We start from the raw sequence: 21,095 nt of genomic DNA on the forward strand, positions 1-21,095 counted from the left end.
GAGCGATAGCAAGACTACGAGCACGTAGAGCACCGCAATGGCAATGTCCAAGGATGTCAATGCGTCCAGCAGGAAAACCGCTGTAGCAATGAGTGCTGCAGCGGGTCGCAAGAACTTTGATTGGCACGCAGAATTGATGATAATATTGAAACGGTCAGCTGCCAGCCGCTGAACGATGGCTGGTCCGAGATCCTGTGTCACAACCGCTGTTCTTGTCTCGTTCGCGGACATCATCAACCCCTTCGACCGTTTCGTTGCAAGGAAATGCCCGTTGACGAAGAAAGGAAAGTTTCGAGATGTTAATAATTGTTAAGGCGATGTTGGCGTCATCAGCGGTGCTCTCGCAGCGGCGTTAGCGCAGTTAAGCCGGGTGAGCTCTTCGGAATATGCGATCAAACGGTTATTTTGGGATGAACGAACTTCGGCGCCAGTAGCTGTCGACGCCAGATCATAACCTAATGCGATTGAATTTGCGCCTCCAACTGTCAGCGACGGTCTGCAACGCATCTCTGGCTGTCGTTTGACCTTGCAGCGTGCTTGAGATGCCCGTGCGGAGATCAAGCTCGAGTGAGGCCCAATTGGCGTCATTCGGGTTGGGCTCGGCGGTCTTCATCTGCTCGGCGGCCGCTGCTGTCCAGCCATATGCTTCGACGATCTCCGGATCGTTCAATACCGAGAGGCGAGCGGAGGCATTTCCCTTTTCCATTGAACGCCGGGCCCATTCCCTGCTCGTAATGTGTTGAATGAATTCGAAAGCCCATCCCTTGTTTTTTGATGCTGATGGAACAGCGAACGACCATACGAAAAATGGACTCTTGCTCTCTTCAGCTCTCTGCGCGCCAGGCACGACAGCCCAACCCCATCGTCCGGCTGTTTTGGAGGCCTTTGACTTGTTGAGTGGAGTGCCTGAGGCATTCAGCGTGATAGCCATGGCGTAACGATCATTCTGCCCGTTCGCGATGATCTCGTCCCATTCCCACGTTACCGCCTCTGGAGCCATGACCCTGCGCTTTGTCATCAAGTTGCCATAATACTCCAATGCACCGATGGATTCTTCGGTGTCGATCATGATCTTCCTCGTTTTCAGATCGTAGAACGAACCGCCAGAAGATAACAGGAACGGACAAAAGTGATTGCTAATTGCCGGCCCTTGCCGTGCACATGTTCCAACACCGTACCGAAAAGGTGCACCTGTCCTTGTCAGAGCATCGGCAGCGGACTGAAATTCGGCGAATGTAGAGGGCGCACTCGAAAAGCCTGCCGCCTCGAGCAATTCCTTTTGATAGTGGAGTATGTATACAGTTGCTCGATAGGGTATACCGCATAGTTTACCATCGACGGACACTGCGTCGAGTGTTCGCGGGGCAAAATCATCCATGTCGAAATCAGATGCGTATTTTCCGCCAGCGGATGCCAGCAAATGATTATGATCATCGACATAGGGGTGCATCCATCCAACCATCGAGGAACCCATCTGCACGATATCGAAGCTCGTGGGTCCTTGACCCGACATTTCAGCTCGACATCGTATGACAAGCGCATCCAACGGTAACTGCACATACTCGACATCGATACCCGTATCTTTTTTAAAGGCGGGGATCGCGTCCTGCAGGATTGTGCCTTTCCAGGGCGCGTTATCACCTAGGACAACGAGCTTGGCTGGCTTGTCGCCCAGCGCGGCGCGGGCCGTCCTTGGAGAGCCGAGCGCGGCAAGATTGATGCCGGCCAAAGCCGATCCGAGCAGCGTGCGTCGACTGATCAGGCCTGCCTTCCTCTTCCGGGACATGGTTTCCTCCATCACCGTTACGCGACCCTAGCATCATTTATCGAACCTGACGACAGACCAGAAACAAGGTGTCTTTGGGCAATGAGCGAGAATACAATCACCGGCAGAAGCACCAAAATACCAGACGCTGCGATGGCGCCCCAATCTGTCCCTGTCTCGCTACCCGCATAAGTGCTCAGGAGAACGGGTGCTGTTCGCGTTGCATTGTTGGTAAGAATCGCTGCGAAAATGAAGTCATTCCACGCGAGAAGCATCGACAAGATGGCCGCGGTCGTGATCCCGGGTTTCGCCAAAGGCAGGGCAACCCTGAGGAAAGCGCCAGTGCGAGAAGCACCATCCATATAGGCAGCTTCCTCGAGATCCCGGGGAACAGTTTTGAAGAAGTCACGCGTAACCCAAACGATGATAGGAAGACTGAATGTCGTATAGGCCAGGACGAGGCTTATCCTCGTGTTGATCAATCCCCCAAAACTGAACATCACATAGAGTGGCAAAAGCGCCGCGATCGGCGGCAGCATGCGCATGACCAGAAGCGAGAAGAAGATGAGTTTGCGCCCGGGAAAGCGGTACCGGGCAATGGTGTAGGCTGCAGGTATGCCAGCAAACAAAGATACGAGGACTGTCGAAGTTGTTACTAAAAAGCTGTTCCAGAAGGAAATCAGAAAGTTCTTCTCAGAGAGGACCGTGAAGTAGTTCTCCAGAGTCGGCCGCCATAGGAAAAGTGGAGGTGTCGTGAAGATTTGCTCCCTCGTTTTCAGCGATAGTCCAAGGACCCATAGCAGTGGCAGCATGAAGATCACAAGAAAGCAGATCAGCGAGCCGTACAAAAAGACGTAATAAAATCCGGTCTTGCAGGACAGGCGCGGCGAGGAAATCATTAGTCGGGCTCCTTTCGACGCATAGTTGCGATCAAAATCAGGCAGACCGTGAGTACGATCAGGAGCATGACCCATGACGCGGCTGAAGCCAGCGTGAGATCGAAGCTGAAGAAGGAGGTTTGGTACACATAAATAGAAAGCACCAACGTCGCGTTGGCTGGCCCGCCTGCCGTCATTACGTAGACGTTATCAAAGGCCCTGAACTCAAAGATCGTTCGTAGGAGCAACGCCACGAGCAAGTAGGGCGATAAGAGCGGCAAAGTTACATGGCGGAACAGTGCGATCTTTGTTGCGCCATCAATCGTTGCCGCTTCCACGACCTCTTTCGGCAAGGACTGCAGGCCTGCCAAAAGAAGAAGGGCTACGAACGGCGCATTCTGCCACACGCTCACGCCGCCCACTGTGATGAGCGCGAGCGTCGGGTCTCCGAGCCAGATAATTGGCGAGCCCACGAGATAGTCGACAAGGCCATAGGTAGGATCGAGAAGGAGCTTCCAGCAAAGCGCAGCGACGATAGGAGTAACCATCATCGGGACGATCAACGCTATTCGAAAGAAGCGGATGTATGGAAGATCTTGATTGAGAAGCATAGCGATTGCTAGACCAACCAGAATTTCGAGGCAGACTGTTGCAGCAGTATAGCCAAGCGTCAGGCAAAGGCTTGCGACGAAGACCGGATCTGCAAACAGGTCACGATAGTTGCGCAGGCCCACAAAGTCAGCTGCCAACACGGGTTCGTCGATTGACCAGGCAGCGAAGCTCATGATCAATGACAGCAATAGCGGAAAACCAAATACTGCGGAGCTAAGGGCTACGGTTGGAAATATAGTTAACGGAATGAACCAAAAGTCAGCTAATTTGGCAATTTGCGCCAAGTAATTCCGTCCCCGGAAACCCGTATTGGAAGCCGAAATGGCGCTCCCGTGGTGTCGATCATGGTGCCTCATACCCGCCCCCTCACGCCCTTGGCTGCCACGCGGCCGCTCGCAGTCGGGCTATCTTGCCCGCCATAAGATGTGAGACATAGTTTCGCCGATTAATTTTGGAGTGTCTTCTTATTAATTGTGATCAGGTGGAATCACTCTGGCAGGGCTGGAGCCACCTTTTATTTTCGCTGCCACGGCAGCAGCGAAGCCGGCCCTGTGGACTCACGTATGATCAGTTCCGGCACAAGATTTATGCGTAAAGGAGGGACGGCTCGAAAGCGGGGATTCGATACCCTGTCAACAATGCAACGGGTCATTGCTGCTCCCCATTCGACATGAGGTGTTCGTATTGTCGTCAAGCGGGGCGCAACTTGCGAGGCCGATATGAAATCATTGAAGCCAACCACCGAAACATCTTCAGGTACACGAATTCCAAGCAGGGCCAGTTCTGATATGACACTCACGGCTATGCCGTCATGAGCACAAAATAGTGCGGACGGTTTGCCGCCCGCATCCATATAGTCAAGTAGCGGCTTGCGCAGCCCCGCTTGTTCATCAAAGACAAGATCATCTACAGTTCCGTCAAATTCCTTTGCTCCGTCGCACAATCCCCGAAATCTTTCGGCCCGTCCTAACAACCTTGCGTCTCCATGGACGAATGCGAACTTGCGATGCCCTAGCGTCGCCAGGTAGCGCGCTATCGTAATACCAGCTTCCCAGTCTGTACCCGAGACTTGATCTATATGCTCCAGCGGAGCGGCGTATCCTGAGCAAACCACCGGAAGGTTGGATTGGCTCGCGATCCCGGAGAGCTCCTCGGGGTAGGGTACGGCAAGGATCAACCCTACTACGGCCTCATCTATCGGCCCGTCGAAGAGGCTATGGGCCTGCTTTGGAATGACGGTAAAGCCATAGGCCTCGGCTTCCTGTTCCGCCCCAAGGAGGATGTTTGACCACAGCTCCGTGCTCACACGGTCAATCTCCTGGCGCAGAAACCAAATCTGTCCTCGGTTTTGCGCCTGCTCGGTCACAAGGGGATAGCCCATCTCCCTGGCCGCGTCTTCCACTCTTCGCCGTGTGCCTTCCCCGACGCCTGGTTTGCCGGACAGGGCTCTCGAAACCGAAAATTTCGAAATGCCGAGTGCGTCGGCAAGGTCCTGTAACGTAACGCGTTTTCTCGCCATTTACCTTGCGCCTGCCTAGCAACATTGCTGGAATCTACCTATCAAACTTGCGTATTTAGCGCAATAGATTGCGCAACCGGTTTTGTTATGTTAGGGTTGTTTCTGCAAGTTCGAAGTCGTTCGTATCATTATGCAGATTGAGCAATCTATTAGCGCCACCTGAGACGTCGCACTCTATTGCAAGAGACGTGACAGAAAAGGTAGCACCTCGAAGCAAAATCCCTGCGGGACAGTCTCGACTGCAGTCCTGGCAGCCCGCCCAAAGGCGACCTGTTGATGCCCTGCCGTGAATGCGAACCGCTTTTGCGAAGAAAAAGGAGACCGGAGCAATGACGCCCAATTCTGCCATCAATTCGTCTAAAAGCGGTTCGGCAGACAACGTTTTCGTTTTTGGTCCATTCCAACTTTCCGTGCAGCAGAGGCTACTTCAGCAAAACGGGACGCCGATTTCCATCAGTAGCCGCGCGCTCGAAATATTGATGGCCCTGGTCGAGCGACCGGGCGAAGTCGTTTCCCACAAACAATTAATCAATCGCGCATGGCCCAACGTTGTGGTGGAGGACACGAATTTGCGCGTGCACATCGCAAGTCTGAGAAAAGCGTTGGGGGACTCGAAGACAGGACCCCGTTACATAATGAGTGTTCCTGGACGGGGGTATTGTTTTGTTGCGAAGGTTAGCCTGATGAATTCACTTGGCTCCGTCGACTGGCCAGATTTACGCCTGCCGCGCCTATCCGATGCGCAGCCAGCGGATGCGCTGATCTTTGCAGAAGGACAGGTGCAATTAGGTGTTCAACTGTTGCGTAGCGCTCTGGCGACGCTGCAGGGCCAGCGGCCTGATATAATGGCCGGCGAACTATCTGCGCATTGGCTGACGGTTCAATCGGGTGCGGGCAAAACGAACTAGCCCTCAGCGCCGGAATTTCGCTGCCACGCCTCATGTCTGAATGAGCTTGCCGACAATTCCCCCGGCGATCGTGCTGAAACCGGCCTGCTGCCCCTTTCTTATCAACCTGCCTCTCTCTATCCCGAATGTCTTCTCGGCCAGCATGATCCGGGCGCACGTAAGGCGACTGGTTACGGTGCTCACCGGTACCGCAAAGACGGCTGAGACCGGGATAAATCCGCCCTGATTTGGCCTTCGTCCGTCATAGGTTCCTTAAAGAGGAGGCGGCCGTTCTCCAGTCGGAGTGGTTACCCGTCTTTTTGACACGATATGCGTTCTCAATTCTCCGGAATTTCAGCTAGACGCAGGCACTCCATCGCCCGCGGTTCCCGCTCTCCGTCTGTATCAGACAGCAATCTACGATCAGCTTAGTACAGGGCGAATATATCGCCGGTCGCAAATGTCAGCGTCACGATGGCGGCCGAACCGACTAGGAACAGCATGAGCCAAATTGCATCCAGCTTCTCCATAGCATCAAATCCTTGTCCCGGGGAATCGGATGGTCGAGTAGTCAGGACATCATCCCCGTGCAGCTTCTATTCTGCCTGCAGTGTTACAGAGCGCTCTTGAATACTCCATGATATTAAGGTGCAGGCGACTAACGCGTTGGTTTGGCCGATTCATACTTAGGTTTATGAAGCTCAAAACTGACCGGAGCCGCTGACAGTCGAGAAGCCTTCAATTCCTGGTACGGCGGGATCGCACCGCATCAGAAATGAAAGATTCGAAAGACCGACGCGAGAAGAATAAAGCTACGTCCGAGGACCGGCCGTAAAGTGCTGTAATGTTTTCTCGGGGAACGCAAATCGATAACGTTTATGTGAAAGTACCGTGACATAATATACTGCCGTATGATCAGAAAAACCCGGCCCTCAAGGACTCGCAACCACAGGTCATAAACGAATAAACCAAGGTATAATACTCCGAACGACTTGCTGCATCTATATTAGGTTAGCTTCAACCTAGAAGCTTTCAAGGAGTGAATTATGAGAAGATCAGCAACAATTCTAATAGTAACCGCTCTTGGTGCAATGGTAGCGGTCGGCTCAGCAACTGAATCGATGGCTCATGGCGGCGGTGGTCATGGCTTTGCCGGTGGTCATGGCTTTGCCGGTGATCGCGGCGACATCGGCGGTGTCCGCGGTGGTGGCGTTTTTGGTCGTGGTGGCATTGTCAACAGCGCTCATGGGCTGGCCATGGACCACAGCCGTTTTGCCGACCACAGGGATCACTTCAGGCGCTTTCCTCATGACGACAATTACTGGGGTCCATACTATTCCTGCGAGTATCCGTTCCGCTGGAACTCCCCATTCTACTACGAATATTGCCAGTAAATCATTGCAGGCTCTTCGGTTCCGTGCGCCCGGAGCGACTGGGATCACGGAGCCGAACGCCAAGAGTGGATAGGTCCGGATGACACGGCCACCATCCTTTCTGCGGGCGACTCGGGATGAGCTTTTTTGTTCAGGCCGATATGCCTAAATGCACTTTCAATGGAGGCTCAAATGCCTAAATTCATCAATCGCCCTCTTCACGACCATATGCCACACATCGATTTGGCCGAGATCATTCTTGCTGCGGCCGTTATTGGTTCGATCGCTCTCGCAGTTGGCTTCGACTGGATATACAGAGCCTTGCCCAGTTGAATTCATTCTCGCCTGCGCCAGCCTTTCCTTGGCCCAAGCGCCAGGGCTCGATGCGAAGCAATAATGGCAATCCCTTTTGTACATGATGAATGCCAGCTCGATTCCAGATAGGAGCGAACTGGCGTTGTAGCAATTCGCGCGGAATGGTCCACCAATGATCCGGTTGCAGCGAAGCTGGACAGCTGCCTTCCAAATCCTGAGTGTTAGATCAGATCGCGACGCGTGCGAACAAAAACAATCCGGCAGCGCCGTCTTCACTCTTCAGGCAGACATCGCCATCCGATTGGTCTGACTGTCGTCAATCGTGACATAATCCGGTCGTCCATGAAGCGCCAAAGCCTTGCGAATAGGTTGCGTGGTCATCGGTTCACCGATGAGAGTGTCCGCTGGCGGTTTTCGACCATGATTCCATCGCTCTATCCGGGGGCGCAAACTCCATTACCAACTGAAAGTCCAAAAGCCAGGCGGAAGCGTCTTGACAACCCATCTGTATTTTCCGGGCGAGCCCTTCAACGAACGCGATCGAATCTTTGATGAGCGGTCTTCGCTCCAAATCCGCGACACGGTTGACGGAAAAATTTGGTCACTTCTACTTCACCGTGTAAGGCGTGTCGCTCCCAGCCGGAAAGAGCATTTACCCGACGGATAAGGGAGATCCCGTCGCGACGTTCGGCGGAGTCGTTGAGGTCACGAAAAGCTGGTCGAAGGTATTTATGGAGAAGTTTGGTCGTATGTCCGCTCTGGCGTCACCCTTCGGTTTTGGTTCTCCATCAATGTCAAACCAAAGTATGACTTAGTCAAACCAGCGCATTATTCACCCGCGCGTGTGTATGATGGAGCAACCATCGCCGTCTGGCTACTGTCAGATAAAACGGCACTCGCATGAATGGTGGCCATGCGGATCAGTCCTTTACTCGACCACCCTACTCAGCACGAAATGTCTTCGGTATCCGCTGACGGGATGGGCAAGAGCCGTTCGAGCAACATCACCCCTCATAGCCGCTACCGCTCCAACATTTCTTACACACGACAGTTCTCTGCGAGCGTTGTGCTTCAGGGACCTCTGCAGGAGGATCGAAGTTTTGGGCGGTCTCACACAAACGCGAATTGCTGTTGCGGCGTGTGCCTATGAAGCACACCGTCCCGCATCCGAAGCGAAATGCACACCACGATGCCGGGCTTGCGTTTTCGCAATCGTTTTCGGTGTCCAAGCGATGTTCACGGTAGGGCTTGTTACAACCGCACGCGCAGGTCCCTGCACCAAGGAGATCGAAGCCGTCCAGATCCAGGTCGATACTATACTGGAAGCGACGGCCGGCTCTGGCCCTACACTTCCCGAGAGTCAATCTGCGGGGCTCCATCACGAACCTACACCCCAGTCGATCGCACGTGCGGAGGCGGAAGCCGGTGAAGGTGCGCAGGGCGAACAAGCCGTGGAGGCACTCGCCCGCGCGCGCTCGGCAGACGAGGCTGGTGACACACACCTTTGCCATGCTGCACTCATCGACGCACAGCGCGCAATTGCGCGCTAGGCTCGATCAATCAATGACGAACGTCGCAGACCAGATCGTTGAGCCTGAGGCGATCGCGCCGGCCGCAGCTGAAGAAGTGCTTATTCAGGCCGCTCCCTGTATCGCGGCAACCGTCTTGCCAATCGACTATCACACGCTTGGAGAAAGACCTGATGTCGTTTATAGACCAGCTGTCCAATGCGATGATTCGACGATCAGAACGAACCGGCTTTGAACGAGCAAGAGGCTGCGATGCTTGTTCTGTTTATCACTCTTGCTGTTATATTTCGGGTGGCGACGCTTCTCATTTCGATCAGCAATGAGCGGAAATTGAAAGCTGCCGGCGGCACGGAAATTGGCAAGACCGACTCAAGCATTCTGGCTGTCGCGCATGTTGCATTTTATCTGTGTGCGATCACCGAATACGCATTCTCTGACTACACTATAGACCAAGTCACTTTGCTCGGACTGGCGATCTACCTTGTTGGCGTAATATTCCTGATAGTTGTGATTGTGAGCCTTGGTCCACAGTGGACAGTCAAACTCATCATCGCTCGAAACCACATACTGGTTACATCCCTGCTGTTTCGTCTTATCAGGCATCCGAATTATTACCTGAACATCATTCCGGAGCTCATCGGATTTGCGCTCACGCTACATGCGTTTTGGACGCTTGCCGTAGCCATGCCTCTCTATTTGATCCCGCTTTTCGTTCGAATTGGTCAGGAGGAAAAGGCCATGCGCGTCCACTTCCCCCAGTACTGATGGTACGATAGAGTTCCCAAGACTTTTTCCGCGAGCCAGTTCCCGGACCGCTTAGGTTCCCAACTATGTACAGACCGGGCCCGTATTGATAAACGTTCCTTGAAAATGCCGGTAAAACGGATTTGCCACCGAACCCGATTGGCACAGCACTTAGCGCAAAAGTTAACTATCCGAGGTCGCAAAGCCGGTGCAATACTCAGATTTTCGCAGAGCTCCATTGCAGCGCAGCTGTCGAAACGGGACTATCCCAGAAATGCAACCCTTCCTCGTCAAGCAACGACAACGTGACAGAAAGACCAGCCATATCGAGCGAGGTCACGTAGGTACCTACCAATGATCTCGCGACACTGATGCCTTTAGCTTCGAACAGGCGGCGGACAATGTTGTAAATGAGGTAAAGTTCTGGCGTCGGAGTACCCCCGAAGCCGTTTACCACGACCAGCGCACGGTCTGCGTTCTGCACCTCTATATCCGCGAGGATGGTATTGCAGATCATGCTGGCAATAGTGTCGGCATCGGCCAGTTTCTGCCGGGAAAGCCCGGGTTCGCCGTGTATCCCGACCCCGACCTCCATCTCGTTCGGGTCCAGCACAAAGGTGGAACGTGCCGTGTCGGGAACGGTAACACCACCGAGCGCCACCCCCATTGTACGTATCCGCGTGTTCAACCGGTCACCAAGCGCCTTCAATCTGGCCAGATCCATTCTAGCCTCGGCCGCCGCTCCAAGAATCTTCTCGACGATGAGTGTACCGGCAACCCCCCTCCTGCCGGAGCTTCGCGGCGGGCCTGGCACCGCAATGTCGTCGCTTACAATAACCGTCTCGATCCGGTGCCGCCCCGTCACCGCCTCCGCAGCCATTTCGAAATTCATCAAGTCCCCGTCATAATTCTTGACGATCAGGAGGCATCCCGCTCCGGTGTCTGTTTCTTCGATGGCAGCGACAATCTGGTCGGGCGTCGGAGAGGTAAAGATATGTCCGGTGCAGGCGGCATCCAGCATGCCCAGTCCCACAAAGCCGATATGCATAGGCTCATGGCCGGCTCCCCCACCCGATATGATCGCAACTTTTCCTGGCGTAAGATGGCGCCGCCTCACAAATTTCCGGTCGGAACCGAACACGACCAGACGGTCGTGGGCCGAAACGAAGCCTTCAAGGCTTTCGGCAACCATAGAGGCAGCCTTGTTCATGAATTTTTTCATCGTGCCCTCCACTGGCATCGACTTATTCAAGCACGGCTCTTGACCTTACCATCAAGCCATCCTGAGGATAACGGGTTAGGTCGTGAGGCCGTTTCTGGCGCCCACTTCCATCATATTAATAGGCCCTGACTCTAATCTGAACTCCCCAAAAGTGTTGCAATCTTTTGGACAAAGTCTGTGATTGCTTCATCCACGAGTCGATTTTTCTTATCGTCTCCAAGATCCGGAACCATCAGGGACAACGATCTCAACCCTTCGGTACTGCCAAAGTCCGGCAATTTTCCAGGATGCGCGGCATGATAGGCCGCCACAAACTGTTCCTGCTCGGTCGGACTAAAGTGACAAACCCTGAAAATTGTCGCCAGATGCCGCGCCGGCAATGGCGTGGAATAAGCCGGACTTGTAATCTGGGTGACGAAACTCCGGTGTTTACCGAGCGCCGCGGCCAGACGCTGACGGGTTCCTGAGGGGCGATTGTCGATGATCTGGGCCAGAATGGTCTTGTAGGCCACAATGGGATCTTCCATGACTTCCCGCGTCATCTTAATTCGCCGCCGCCGTGCGGTCAGCGTCGTTGAACTCGAGCCCTAAATGGCCTTGCAATCTAAACATTTCGGCCATCGACTTTTCCCTCGTCGAAATTGTGTTCGACCAGTTCCTTCAACGCGGCAATTGCTTCTGCCGCACCAATTCCGTCGGCCCGAATTTTCAGAACCGAACCCTTTCGGATTTTGGCTCCCATCACCTTTACAATGCTTTTGCCGTTCAGCCAGATGCTGTTACCGTTCACCTCTATCTCGATCGTGCATGGAAAGGATTTGGCAAGACGGGTGAAAATCACGGAAGGGCGGGCATGCAATCCGGTGCCGTGCACGACTTCGATTTCCGCCTGCCGCTGCGCCGTCACGCGATCCGTCTCCCGTATTCTCGCATCCTGCTTGTCGTTCATGAGGGCGAGAGTTCCTCGGCTGTAGCCACCACCTTTGCGAGTGACGCCCCGCCGGACGCTTCCGCAGCGGCAATGACCGCACCCTCGACAATAGGTGCATTGCAGATTGCGACCATCCCGGAGCGGGATTCGCCCAGCATTTCGATTGCCATTTCACTGTTGGTCTCCGCACCGCCGAGATCAACGAACACCGCAACTCCGTGATCGGACCATGCTGCCTCTATGGCCGCAAAAATACCCGCCGCATTGGTACCAAGACCCCCCTCGGGATTGCCTCCGCACCATGAAAGCGGCACGCTATCGCCGACCATCTGGCGCACCATATCGGCAGTGCCTTTCGCAACGAGTGGCGAGTGCGAGACGATCACAATACCCACATTTGCAGTTTTGCCTTTCATGCCGGACGGTACTCCTTCAGGTAGCGGCAAATGGCTGTTGTCAGGAGAGCACAGCTCGATGCCCCCGGATCGACATGGCCAATGGAACGATCTCCAAGGAACGAAGCACGTCCCCGCATCGCCTTCATGCCAGCTGTTAGTTGCGCAGATACCTCCGCCCTTTTGGCTATATTGATCAGGGCCGATTGCCTTACCATTTCTGTCTGAACGGGGTAAAGCACGTCCAGCAACGTTTTGTCGCCTGCATGAGCACGCCCGCGCCGCGCCACTGCATCGACCGCCTCCCCAAGGATCGTGGCGAAATGCGCCTCGTTTTCCCGAGCGCCAAGCCGCCGCCCAATCTCGATCAGCAAGGTCCCGTACAGCGGCCCTGAAGCGCCGCCAACGCTCATGACAAGCGTCATCCCGATTGTCTCGATCGCCTGCGACAGCGGCAGGCTGCATAAGCGTTCCCGATCGAGATACACTGCCTCGCAACCACGCCGCATGTTGGTCCCGTGATCCCCGTCGCCGATGGCCCGATCGAGCTCGCACAGGTCATCAGCATGGATCACGATGGCCTCGTGGCAGGCTTCGATCAGTCCCAGCATAAGTTCCCGATCAGTCTGCAACGAAGGAAGTCTCCCCTCGCGCGACTTTACCATCGATCACCTTGGCCGCGGTCTCGAAAGCAGCAGCGACAGCGATGGCTCCCGGATCGGCGACACCGGCGAGATGCCCTGCACCCACATACGATGCCCGGCCCGCATTTGCTTTGCTCATCGCCATGGTGGCATTGGCACCCGCAGCTGCCGCCCGGGCAGCGTCAGAGGGTCCACTTGCTGCCAAGGCTCGCAATGCCGGATCGAGCGCGTCCACCATGGTTCTGTCACCCGGTCTGGCTCCGCCGTAAAAAGTCATGCGGTCGAGGCCCTCAAGCAGCGCGGCCGGCAGATTGTTCTTCTCCGTCATTGCCTTGGCTGCTGCCGTAAAAAAGATCGAGAGCAAAACACCACTAGATCCACCCATAATGGTGGCCAAAATCCCGCCGATCGCTGCAAGCGTTCCCGCGTTATCAGCGAGCGGCAATGATTTGATCTTGCCAAGCACGCCTCGTGCCCCGGCTGCAACCGTCGATCCCGTATCGCCGTCTCCAGTGCGGGCATCCAGACGATTGAGCTCGGTTTCCATCGAGATCAGACGCTGGCACATGGCGGTCACCAACCCTTCCGCCAACGGATCGCGGCTCGCCGCGGCGATGGCCTCTCCAACCGGGACCTTCGGCGCGGGAAGAATATCCAGGCCATGCCGTAGAAGCGGCGGAGCCCACGCATGAGGGTCGACGGGAGAGGCAAGCGCCGTCTCACGTTCTGCGTCGAGCCGGATGAGCGAAAGCGAAAAGCCGTTCATGTTGAGCGCAGTCATCATTGGCGAGGGGCCGATCACCAGCTTCACCCGATCCGCCAGCGAAGACGCAAGAACATCATGGGCAATGAGGCTCATTTCCAATGGCGGCACGGCCCCAAGGTTGTTGATCAACAACGCATACTCGCCCGTCCCCGGCAGAGACGCCGCAAGCCGCTCCGCCATGATGGCGACGATCTTCCCGGACTCCTGCAGCGCGATACGTTCGACCCCCGGCTCGCCATGAATGCCAAGACCGAGTTCGCCCTCGTCAGCGCCGAGGCGTTGTTCCTGCTCCTGGCCCGGGATCGAGCATGTCGACAGCGAGACACCCAGCGACACAATCTCTCCGGCCGCCGATGCAGCAGATGCAGCCACATCGTCAAGGCTATCGCCGCGTTCGGCGAGAAAGCCGGCGATCTTGTGAATGAACAGCGTACCAGCAACGCCACGCGGCTGGGCAAGGTCGGGAAGTGCGATATCATCGGCCACGATGACCATCTCCACCCTGAAGCCTTCGGAGCGCGCTCTTTCAGCGGCGAGCCCGAAATTCAGCCGGTCGCCAGTGTAATTCTTGACGACGAGCAGGCAACCTTTCGGCCCTGTGACGGCACGGATCGCCGTAAGCACGGCATCAACGCTGGGAGAGGCAAAAATCTCGCCCGATACCGCGGCCGTCAGCATGCCCCTTCCGACAAACCCGGCGTGGGAAGGCTCATGACCCGCACCGCCACCCGATATGACGGCGACCTTGGACTTGTCCCAGTCCGCACGCAGGATAACCTTGATATCCGGATAGCTATCAAGCCGCGCCAGCATTCCGGGACGACTGGTCAGCAACAGACCATCCAGCGCCTCGGTGACTATGTTTTCCCTGCGGTTGAAAAAATGTTTCATCGGCATTTTCCAGTCTTTTCGCCTTCTACGCGTGTTGAACAAACCATTCGATCGCGGTAATCCCTCAAACCACCCTGTTTCCATCCGCACCGAAATACAGCGGATTTCTGAGCGCTAGGCCAATTGCATCTCCCGGTTGCACCGGGAGGCGCGGGTTGGCCAAGGTGATCAGCTTGCAGTCGCCGACCCGTATGTGCAGGTGATTCTGGTCTCCGAGGTGCTCCACCCAATCGACGTGCGCATTGACATCGCCGCCTAGCGTTATGTCCAGATGTTCGGTCCGCGCCCCGATCGTTCGTGTACCTGCCGGGATCTTGCTGTCCGGCAGAAGGTTAGCCGGAAAAAGATTGATATGCGGCTGTCCAAGACGTGCAGCGACATGAACATTCGCCGGGTTGCTGTAGATTTCTCGCGGTGTTCCAATCTGCACCAATCGACCCTCGGTGAGAATGCCTATGCGATCGGCCATTGTCATGGCTTCGATCTGGTCATGCGTCACGTAGAGAAGCGTTGACCCGAGCTCTTTCTGAATGCGTTTGAGTTCCAGCCGAAGATCGGCGCGTAACTTGGCGTCCAGCGAGGAAAGCGGCTCGTCCATGAGATAGATCGCCGGGCGACGTACAAGCGCACGGCCTATGGCGACCCGCTGCATTTCGCCGCCCGAAAGCCGGGTCGAGCGGTTTTCGAGCTTGTGGTCGATGCGCACCATCCGCGCAACATCCCGCACCCGCCTGTCGATCTCATCCTTGCCGAGACGGCGTGCCGGCGACCGCAGGGGAAAGGCCAGGTTGTCGTAGACCGACAGGTGCGGATAGAGCGAATACTGCTGAAAAACGAACGCGACATCGCGACCCGCAGGCGCTTCTTTCGCCACATCATATCCGCCAATAATGATGCGGCCGCTGTCGGGGCGCTCCAGCCCGGCAATCAGGCGCAGCGTAGTGGTCTTGCCGGCACCGGTGGGGCCAAGCAGGACGACACATTCTCCGTCGGCAATAACCAGATCCACGTTGGAGACCGCAGGGGTTTCGCCGAAGTTCTTATTGATGCCTTGCAGGACGACTTCAGCCATGATGGTGCTCCGCATAGCGGGACGACGGAACCGCCCTGCCCGATTTGCAGTCGAAGAGAGACAGTCTGTCGTAGTTGAGTTCAAGTCCCACGGTTTCGCCAATACGGAACTTCTGGTCGGCCGGTACACGCGCCTTGACCAGTCCTTTACCCATCTCCACAGCGACGATCTGGTTGGTCCCGTGATACTCGCTGCCAAAGACAGCGCCGCGCAAAGGGGATACATCGCTGAAACTTATATCTTCGGGCCGCACCCCAAGCGCGAGTTCGCTTTCCGCAAGGTCGAGATGGATTTCCGGCACGGAAATATCCACGCCGTCGACGATAACGGATCGCGCGCCCTTTTGCAGGCCGCCTGTAAACCGCAGAAAATTCATCGGCGGCGAGCCGATAAAATCAGCGACATACATGGTCGCCGGACGATTATAGATTTCCTGAGGCGTACCGAATTGCTCGATGATACCGTGATTCATCACAGCGATCTTGTCTGCCATTGCCATCGCCTCCAGCTGGTCGTGGGTGACGTAGACTGTGGTGGCACGGATTCTGTTATGCAGCTCCCGCAGTTCCCGAACCATCAGATCGCGAAACTCTGCATCCAGTGTGCCGAGAGGTTCATCCATAAGAAAGCACTTTGGCCGCCGGACGATTGCCCTTCCGAGCGCCACGCGCTGACGATCGCCGCCCGCCAGTCCCGATACCGACCTGTCGAGAATATGATCGATCTGCAGGAGCTTTGCCGTCTCCTCGACGCGCGCGCGTATTTCTGCTTTGGCAACACCCTGCGCAAGCAGTGGAAACGCTATGTTCTTGCGTACATTCATGTGCGGATAAAGCGCAAAGAGCTGAAAGACAAAGGCAATATCCCGCTCCCGGGCTCGATTGAACGTGACATCTTCGCCGCCAAGGAAGATCTTGCCACTGGTCGGCAGCTCAAGACCCGCAATCATCCGCAGCGTCGTTGTCTTACCGCAGCCTGACGGGCCAAGCAGAGCCAGGAATTCGCCATCACGGACAACGAAGCTCGAATCTTCCACTGCGCTGAAAGCACCAAATTCCTTACGCAGATTTTCTATTCTGATCTCTGCCATCGTCTACTCCGGGAACTTTGAAACGATGATGAACATGACAGTACCCGCCAATAGTGTGACCAGCGACCATGTGTAAAAGATCAGAAGGAAGGGCTGGAACAGCATCAGGAATCCGAGGCCGATCAGACCAGTCGCAATGTTCTCCATAGGACCGCGCCTGAGAAAGAACGGCCGTTTTTGTTTCGAGGGGACAGGTGGTTGCGCCGTCATTTGCGTACAGCTCCAAAAGTGATACCACGCAACAGCTGCTTGCGCAGAAGGATCGTGAAAACCAGGATCGGCACGACGAAGATCGTGGTTCCCGCAGCAACGGCCGGCCAGTCCTGCCCGCCTTCACCAATGATCGTTGGAATGAACGGCGGCGCAGTCTGGGCTGCGCCCGACGTCAAGAGCACCGCGAAGGCGTATTCATTCCAGGCAAAGATAAGGCAGAAGATGGCCGTTGCGGCGATGCCCGTGGTCGCCTGCGGCAGGACGACCTTGAAAAAGGCCTGCATGCGCGTGTAGCCGTCGATCATGGCTGCCTCTTCGTATTCGCGCGGAATTTCGTCGATGAAACCCTTCAGGAGCCAGACGGCAAGCGAGACGTTTACGGCCGTGTAGAGCAGGATCATGCCCAGCGCGGTGTCAGACAGACCAAGCTGCCGATACATCAGATAGATGGGAATTGCGACGGCGATGGGCGGCATCATTCGCGTCGAGAGAATGAAGAATAAAAGATCTTCCGCGAGAGGAACCTTGAAACGCGAAAATCCGTAGGCTGCGAGCGTGCCAAGCGAGACGGCGAGGAACGTCGAGCCGAAAGCGATCACCAGCGAGTTCTGGAAACGCGGCCAGTAGTTCGAAGGCCCGGCGATGACCATGTTGCGGCTTCGGGTGATTTCATCGCAGGTACTCGTCGGAGCCCCAAGCGAAATAATATACTCGGGGGTTTGCCGGGTGCGCGTTGTAAACAGGTTGCAATAACCCTCCAGCGTCGGCTGAAATACAATTTTCGGGGGGTAGCTGATTGAATCTGGCGGGGATTTGAAGCTGGTCAGAACGATCCATACGAGCGGGATCATCGTGATCACCGCATAGGCGACGACGATCGTCGCCGCGACGCGCTTTGATGTGACGCTCGGTTCGACGACCGAATGGGCAGTAGAACTCATCGCTGTTTCACCTTGTTGAGGGCTTTCACATAGATGTTGGCAAGACCGAAGACCGCGACAAACAGAATGATGGCGAAGGCGGATGCGCGACCGGTGCGCCAGCTTTCGAAAGCCTCCCGCTTCAGCGTGATGGAGGCGACTTCCGTTGTGGAACCGGGACCACCGCCAGTGAGAAGGGTCACCATGTCGAACATCTTGAAGTTCTCGATGCCGCGGAAGAGTACCGCGAGCATGATGAAAGGCAGCGCCATCGGCAGCGTGATCGACCAGAACTGGCGCCAAAGCGAAGCGCGATCCACCTCGGCAGCCTCGTAGATATAATCGGGGATCGATCGTAGTCCGGCCAGGCAGATCAGCATGACGTACGGTGTCCACATCCACGTATCGACAATGATAATCGCCCAGGGCGAAAGCCGAACCGAACCCAGCATTTCGAACGAGGACGGCGGGATACCCGTTAGAAAAGACACGATGTGATTGAAAAGGCCAATCTGCGGTTGATAGAGAAACCGCCAGAAATTGCCGACGACGGCTGGAGACAACATCATTGGAACCAGAATGATTGTCGTCCAGAAAGCGTGCCCGCGAAATTTCCGGTCAATCAGATAAGCGAGGGAAAATCCAATCAGCGTCTGCAGCAGGATCGTCCAGAAGACGAAATGCGCCGTCGTCTGCATGGCTTGCCAGATATTGGGATCATTCAGCACCCGGCTATAATTGCTGAGGCCAACGCTTTCCAGCGCAGCATTAGGCCGGTTCGCCCGGAAATTCGTGAAGGAAAGATAGATCGCCCAGATGAGCGGAAAAATATTGACGGCCAAAAGCAGAGCGATGGCGGGCGTAATGAACAGCCATGCCATGGAGCGATCGGACAGGCCGCGAATTCTGGAAGCGATGGGCGCCGGCGTAGCACGGGCAACAGCCTCACCCAAAATGGTGGAACTTGTATCGGTCACGGACTTTACCTGGGTTTTAAAGCGTCGCATTCGAAAGAACTGCCCGGTACGATTTCGGATCCGGGCAGTCATTTCAGCACGGGGTCATCTGAAGCGCCGGAGCTCTAAAGCTTCCCGTCGTCCTTGAAGACCTCGGTCCAGTCCTTGACCAGCCCATCAAGCGCCTCTTTCGCCGTGCCCTTGTCTGCAACGACGTAATCGTGAAGGCGTTTCTGCATTGCCTGCAGAAGGATAGCATAGGACGGTTCCTGCCAGAAATCCTGAACCTGATTCATGGCCACGAGGAAGTCCGCGGCAAATGGCTGACTCTCCGTAAATGTCGGGTCGTTCAGCACCGTCTTGTGCACGGCGTATCCGCCAAGCGACCACCATTTTTTCTGAACATCCGGCTGGGCAAACCATTTGATATAGGCGAGAGCGCCATCCATATTGTCAGTATTGGCAACGACGGAAATTCCCTGTCCGCCGAGTGTCGATGCCGCAACCTTCTCTTTCGGATTGACGAAGAACCCGATCTTGTCGCCGCCGACCTTCTCGTCTTTGTAGAGACCCGGAAAGAAGGCGAACCAGTTCATCGCCATCGCCACTTGTCCGGATTTGAATGCATCGAGGCTCTCGCCCATATAGGCATCGGTGTATCCGGGCGGCGTGCAGCATTTGTAGAGTTTCTTGTAGGCTTCAAGCCCGGCGACTGCTTCTGGCGAGTTGACCGCGCCCTCCATGTCGTATTTGCCCGGCGTATTTTCATACTTGAAGCCATAGGGATAAAGCGCCGACGTTGCGCCCATGGTGATGCCTTCGGACGCGCGTTCGGTGAAGATCGCGGCTCCGTAGACCTTCTTGCCGTCGATTTCCCGGCCGTTGAAGAACTCGGCCACCTGTATCAACTCGTCCCAGGTCGTTGGGGCTGCCAGATCGCGATTATACTTCTTTTTGAATTCAGCCTGAATTTCAGGCTGGGCAAACCAGTCCTTGCGGTAGAACCAGGCATTGGCATCGCCCATCGCTGGCAGGGCCCAATAGTTCGGCGTGCCTTTCGGCCATGTCGCATAGGCGTTGACCGCAGCATCGGCGAAATCACTCATCTTGATCCCTTCCTTGTCGAAGAAATCGTTGAGCTTCACGTAGTATCCATTTTCAGCCGAGCCGCCGAGCCATTGGCTATCTCCGATGAGGAGATCGCACAGCTTGCCGCCGGAGTTGAGTTCATTGAGGATGCGGTCTGCGAAATTCGGCCAAGGCACGAATTCGAACTTCATTGTCGTTCCGCTTTGAGAAGTAAAATCTTTCGAGAGCTCAACCAATGCGTTGGCGGGGTCCCAGGCCGCCCAACACAAGGTCAGCTCATCGGCTTGTGCAAGGTTCGGCGCTGCAACGAACAGCACAAACGCCGAGGTCGCCCCAAGCAGGGCCTGCTTTATCGTTTTCATGCATTCCTCCCAGATACATAAGCGACACCGCGCCGCTTTTGAAAAGATCCTACGTTCCCTTGTCCCACACGATTTCCCCATCGTGTTTAGTAATTTTGTTAAGTAATACCCTATTTACTGAACATTTCAAGCATAAATCGTTGCTGCACCGCACACTTGACATTTAATCAGGGTCGCGAGTCTGCTGCTTGCGCAGCGGTGTTGCGGTGTGCTTGTCGAACCCCACCCCAATACGTCCGACGTAGTTGTCTACAAGCGAGCAGACCACCAAGCGGCAAAAGTTGCATAGATGTGAAGCTGCATTCGCAGGATGGCTGTGAAAAAGTTTGAGTTGACGCCTTTCAATGGTGAGGCGACACTTGCAATCCATAGTAATGCAAAAGGAAAACGATGGACGACCCAAACCGCTGGCGCCAAATGGCGAGCGCGCCAAAAGATGGCAGTCGAATCCTTGTAACGATCCGCTCATCCGAACAGGGGCCGGCAGAAGTAGATCTTGCCTATTGGTCTAATGGCGACCAATTCGGTACCGAAGGTTGGCGCGCCTCTGATTCGTCACCCGGCCGCATCGTCGAATATGCCGAGCCGGAATTAAAATGCTGGATGCCGATGCCCTCCGCCAATCTGGATCGTACTTCTATGCCCCCGCCTTGGGAAGGCGAAGACACCAAGCACCTCGACGGTTCAGGAATTTAAGCGCGCTCGTCGAGGCGATGGCTGCTTTGCGCCCTATTTCGGTCGTTGAGTCAGTGTTGCCACCGCCTGAAAGCAGACATTACCGACGACCAGCTGAGGTCGGCCAATTGCAGTCATTCATTAATGTCCGCCTTCTCTAATCGGGCATTTGGGTCAAGCTCTTTTTTAATCTTCGGCGGCCTGATCGTTCACGCGGGTCACGCTTCTCTTCGCAGTCTGTTGGCTC

General features: G+C 55.4%; 24 protein-coding genes. 7 read left to right on the forward strand and 17 right to left on the reverse strand.

Annotated features, from left to right (window positions below; all coding sequences use genetic code 11):
- From C7476_RS27975 to C7476_RS26835, 5 genes are all read right to left on the reverse strand, one after another.
- Window positions 1-234, reverse strand: a 234-nt coding sequence (locus C7476_RS27975) for a hypothetical protein (protein ID WP_147274749.1), incomplete at its 3' end; no start/stop codon positions are given.
- Window positions 235-448: 214 nt separating this feature from the next.
- Window positions 449-1,786, reverse strand: a complete 1,338-nt coding sequence (locus C7476_RS26820; RefSeq protein ID WP_181872629.1) for a sugar ABC transporter substrate-binding protein — start codon at window positions 1,784-1,786, stop codon at window positions 449-451.
- 17 nt (window positions 1,787-1,803) lie between these two features.
- Window positions 1,804-2,664: a carbohydrate ABC transporter permease gene (locus tag C7476_RS26825; RefSeq protein ID WP_181872630.1), complete on the reverse strand. Its 861-nt coding sequence runs from the start codon at window positions 2,662-2,664 to the stop codon at window positions 1,804-1,806.
- Window positions 2,664-3,539: a carbohydrate ABC transporter permease gene (locus tag C7476_RS26830; RefSeq protein ID WP_181872631.1), complete on the reverse strand. Its 876-nt coding sequence runs from the start codon at window positions 3,537-3,539 to the stop codon at window positions 2,664-2,666. The genes C7476_RS26825 and C7476_RS26830 overlap by 1 nt, the downstream gene beginning before the upstream one ends.
- A 230-nt stretch (window positions 3,540-3,769) precedes the next feature.
- Window positions 3,770-4,774, reverse strand: a complete 1,005-nt coding sequence (locus tag C7476_RS26835) for a LacI family DNA-binding transcriptional regulator (protein ID WP_114432975.1) — start codon at window positions 4,772-4,774, stop codon at window positions 3,770-3,772.
- Window positions 4,775-5,103: 329 nt separating this feature from the next.
- On the opposite strand from C7476_RS26835, the gene C7476_RS26840 reads away from it, so the two are divergent.
- The 6 genes from C7476_RS26840 (at window position 5,104) to C7476_RS26860 (ending at window position 9,643) form a co-directional block, all read left to right on the forward strand.
- Complete coding sequence (locus C7476_RS26840) at window positions 5,104-5,682, forward strand: winged helix-turn-helix domain-containing protein (protein ID WP_181872632.1); 579 nt, start codon at window positions 5,104-5,106, stop codon at window positions 5,680-5,682.
- Window positions 5,683-6,707: 1,025 nt separating this feature from the next.
- Complete coding sequence (locus C7476_RS27980; protein WP_147274751.1) at window positions 6,708-7,055, forward strand: hypothetical protein; 348 nt, start codon at window positions 6,708-6,710, stop codon at window positions 7,053-7,055.
- 171 nt (window positions 7,056-7,226) lie between these two features.
- A complete protein-coding gene (locus tag C7476_RS28450) occupies window positions 7,227-7,367 on the forward strand; it encodes a hypothetical protein (RefSeq protein ID WP_181872633.1) in 141 nt (46 codons plus the stop codon).
- A gap of 1,214 nt (window positions 7,368-8,581) precedes the next feature.
- Entirely contained in the window at window positions 8,582-8,899 is a 318-nt protein-coding gene (locus C7476_RS26850) for a hypothetical protein (protein WP_114432992.1), read from the forward strand.
- 13 nt (window positions 8,900-8,912) lie between these two features.
- Window positions 8,913-9,113 carry a hypothetical protein gene (locus C7476_RS26855; protein ID WP_114432978.1) on the forward strand — a complete coding sequence of 67 codons (201 nt, stop codon included), beginning with the start codon at window positions 8,913-8,915 and terminating at the stop codon, window positions 9,111-9,113.
- A 17-nt stretch (window positions 9,114-9,130) separates the two neighbouring features.
- Entirely contained in the window at window positions 9,131-9,643 is a 513-nt protein-coding gene (locus C7476_RS26860) for an isoprenylcysteine carboxylmethyltransferase family protein (protein WP_114432979.1), read from the forward strand.
- Window positions 9,644-9,839: 196 nt separating this feature from the next.
- Here the strand turns inward: C7476_RS26860 and dhaK are convergent, their stop codons facing one another.
- The 12 genes from dhaK to C7476_RS26920 form a co-directional block, all read right to left on the reverse strand.
- Window positions 9,840-10,844 (reverse strand): dihydroxyacetone kinase subunit DhaK, encoded by a 1,005-nt coding sequence (gene dhaK, locus C7476_RS26865; protein ID WP_114432980.1) that lies wholly within the window; start codon window positions 10,842-10,844, stop codon window positions 9,840-9,842.
- A 131-nt stretch (window positions 10,845-10,975) separates the two neighbouring features.
- Complete coding sequence (locus C7476_RS26870) at window positions 10,976-11,386, reverse strand: hypothetical protein (RefSeq protein ID WP_114432981.1); 411 nt, start codon at window positions 11,384-11,386, stop codon at window positions 10,976-10,978.
- A gap of 62 nt (window positions 11,387-11,448) precedes the next feature.
- Window positions 11,449-11,793: an HPr family phosphocarrier protein gene (locus C7476_RS26875; protein ID WP_114432982.1), complete on the reverse strand. Its 345-nt coding sequence runs from the start codon at window positions 11,791-11,793 to the stop codon at window positions 11,449-11,451.
- Window positions 11,790-12,191 (reverse strand): dihydroxyacetone kinase phosphoryl donor subunit DhaM, encoded by a 402-nt coding sequence (dhaM, locus tag C7476_RS26880; RefSeq protein WP_114432983.1) that lies wholly within the window; start codon window positions 12,189-12,191, stop codon window positions 11,790-11,792. The genes C7476_RS26875 and dhaM overlap by 4 nt, the downstream gene beginning before the upstream one ends.
- Complete coding sequence (gene dhaL, locus C7476_RS26885) at window positions 12,188-12,835, reverse strand: dihydroxyacetone kinase subunit DhaL (protein ID WP_114432984.1); 648 nt, start codon at window positions 12,833-12,835, stop codon at window positions 12,188-12,190. The genes dhaM and dhaL overlap by 4 nt, the downstream gene beginning before the upstream one ends.
- The gene (locus tag C7476_RS26890) at window positions 12,792-14,471 is read right to left on the reverse strand and encodes a dihydroxyacetone kinase subunit DhaK (protein ID WP_114432985.1); all 1,680 of its coding nucleotides are present in this window, start codon (window positions 14,469-14,471) and stop codon (window positions 12,792-12,794) included. Before C7476_RS26890 ends, dhaL begins: the two co-directional genes overlap by 44 nt.
- A gap of 64 nt (window positions 14,472-14,535) precedes the next feature.
- Window positions 14,536-15,543: an ABC transporter ATP-binding protein gene (locus tag C7476_RS26895; protein WP_114432986.1), complete on the reverse strand. Its 1,008-nt coding sequence runs from the start codon at window positions 15,541-15,543 to the stop codon at window positions 14,536-14,538.
- Window positions 15,536-16,633: an ABC transporter ATP-binding protein gene (locus C7476_RS26900; RefSeq protein ID WP_114432987.1), complete on the reverse strand. Its 1,098-nt coding sequence runs from the start codon at window positions 16,631-16,633 to the stop codon at window positions 15,536-15,538. The genes C7476_RS26895 and C7476_RS26900 overlap by 8 nt, the downstream gene beginning before the upstream one ends.
- A 3-nt stretch (window positions 16,634-16,636) precedes the next feature.
- Window positions 16,637-16,843 (reverse strand): hypothetical protein, encoded by a 207-nt coding sequence (locus tag C7476_RS26905; RefSeq protein ID WP_114432988.1) that lies wholly within the window; start codon window positions 16,841-16,843, stop codon window positions 16,637-16,639.
- Entirely contained in the window at window positions 16,840-17,787 is a 948-nt protein-coding gene (locus C7476_RS26910; protein WP_114432989.1) for a carbohydrate ABC transporter permease, read from the reverse strand. Before C7476_RS26910 ends, C7476_RS26905 begins: the two co-directional genes overlap by 4 nt.
- Entirely contained in the window at window positions 17,784-18,743 is a 960-nt protein-coding gene (locus C7476_RS26915; protein WP_181872634.1) for a carbohydrate ABC transporter permease, read from the reverse strand. Before C7476_RS26915 ends, C7476_RS26910 begins: the two co-directional genes overlap by 4 nt.
- Window positions 18,744-18,847: 104 nt before the next feature.
- Window positions 18,848-20,173 carry an ABC transporter substrate-binding protein gene (locus C7476_RS26920; protein WP_114432990.1) on the reverse strand — a complete coding sequence of 442 codons (1,326 nt, stop codon included), beginning with the start codon at window positions 20,171-20,173 and terminating at the stop codon, window positions 18,848-18,850.
- 390 nt (window positions 20,174-20,563) lie between these two features.
- Between C7476_RS26920 and C7476_RS26925 the strand changes: the two genes are divergently transcribed.
- Window positions 20,564-20,869: a hypothetical protein gene (locus tag C7476_RS26925; RefSeq protein ID WP_114432991.1), complete on the forward strand. Its 306-nt coding sequence runs from the start codon at window positions 20,564-20,566 to the stop codon at window positions 20,867-20,869.
- The last annotated feature ends 226 nt before the right edge of the window (window positions 20,870-21,095 follow it).

The sequence above is a fragment of the Phyllobacterium bourgognense genome, assembly GCF_003337575.1.
GTDB lineage: Bacteria > Pseudomonadota > Alphaproteobacteria > Rhizobiales > Rhizobiaceae > Phyllobacterium > Phyllobacterium bourgognense.

Bases quoted from the DNA above. Each gene is read 5' to 3' on its own strand.
- C7476_RS26895 (WP_114432986.1), bottom strand. From the start codon at position 15,543: ATGGCTGAAGTCGTCCTGCAAGGCATCAATAAGAACTTCGGCGAAACC.
- dhaL (WP_114432984.1), bottom strand. From the start codon at position 12,835: ATGGTAAAGTCGCGCGAGGGGAGACTTCCTTCGTTGCAGACTGATCGG.
- C7476_RS26850 (WP_114432992.1), top strand. From the start codon at position 8,582: ATGTTCACGGTAGGGCTTGTTACAACCGCACGCGCAGGTCCCTGCACC.
- C7476_RS27980 (WP_147274751.1), top strand. From the start codon at position 6,708: ATGAGAAGATCAGCAACAATTCTAATAGTAACCGCTCTTGGTGCAATG.
- C7476_RS26920 (WP_114432990.1), bottom strand. From the start codon at position 20,173: ATGAAAACGATAAAGCAGGCCCTGCTTGGGGCGACCTCGGCGTTTGTG.
- C7476_RS26840 (WP_181872632.1), top strand. From the start codon at position 5,104: ATGACGCCCAATTCTGCCATCAATTCGTCTAAAAGCGGTTCGGCAGAC.
- C7476_RS26875 (WP_114432982.1), bottom strand. From the start codon at position 11,793: ATGAACGACAAGCAGGATGCGAGAATACGGGAGACGGATCGCGTGACG.
- C7476_RS26910 (WP_114432989.1), bottom strand. From the start codon at position 17,787: ATGAGTTCTACTGCCCATTCGGTCGTCGAACCGAGCGTCACATCAAAG.
- C7476_RS26870 (WP_114432981.1), bottom strand. From the start codon at position 11,386: ATGACGCGGGAAGTCATGGAAGATCCCATTGTGGCCTACAAGACCATT.
- dhaK (WP_114432980.1), bottom strand. From the start codon at position 10,844: ATGAAAAAATTCATGAACAAGGCTGCCTCTATGGTTGCCGAAAGCCTT.
- C7476_RS26835 (WP_114432975.1), bottom strand. From the start codon at position 4,774: ATGGCGAGAAAACGCGTTACGTTACAGGACCTTGCCGACGCACTCGGC.
- C7476_RS26925 (WP_114432991.1), top strand. From the start codon at position 20,564: ATGGACGACCCAAACCGCTGGCGCCAAATGGCGAGCGCGCCAAAAGAT.
- C7476_RS26820 (WP_181872629.1), bottom strand. From the start codon at position 1,786: ATGTCCCGGAAGAGGAAGGCAGGCCTGATCAGTCGACGCACGCTGCTC.
- C7476_RS26855 (WP_114432978.1), top strand. From the start codon at position 8,913: ATGACGAACGTCGCAGACCAGATCGTTGAGCCTGAGGCGATCGCGCCG.
- C7476_RS26890 (WP_114432985.1), bottom strand. From the start codon at position 14,471: ATGAAACATTTTTTCAACCGCAGGGAAAACATAGTCACCGAGGCGCTG.
- C7476_RS26905 (WP_114432988.1), bottom strand. From the start codon at position 16,843: ATGACGGCGCAACCACCTGTCCCCTCGAAACAAAAACGGCCGTTCTTT.
- C7476_RS26860 (WP_114432979.1), top strand. From the start codon at position 9,131: ATGCTTGTTCTGTTTATCACTCTTGCTGTTATATTTCGGGTGGCGACG.
- dhaM (WP_114432983.1), bottom strand. From the start codon at position 12,191: ATGAAAGGCAAAACTGCAAATGTGGGTATTGTGATCGTCTCGCACTCG.
- C7476_RS26900 (WP_114432987.1), bottom strand. From the start codon at position 16,633: ATGGCAGAGATCAGAATAGAAAATCTGCGTAAGGAATTTGGTGCTTTC.
- C7476_RS28450 (WP_181872633.1), top strand. From the start codon at position 7,227: ATGCCTAAATTCATCAATCGCCCTCTTCACGACCATATGCCACACATC.
- C7476_RS26825 (WP_181872630.1), bottom strand. From the start codon at position 2,664: ATGATTTCCTCGCCGCGCCTGTCCTGCAAGACCGGATTTTATTACGTC.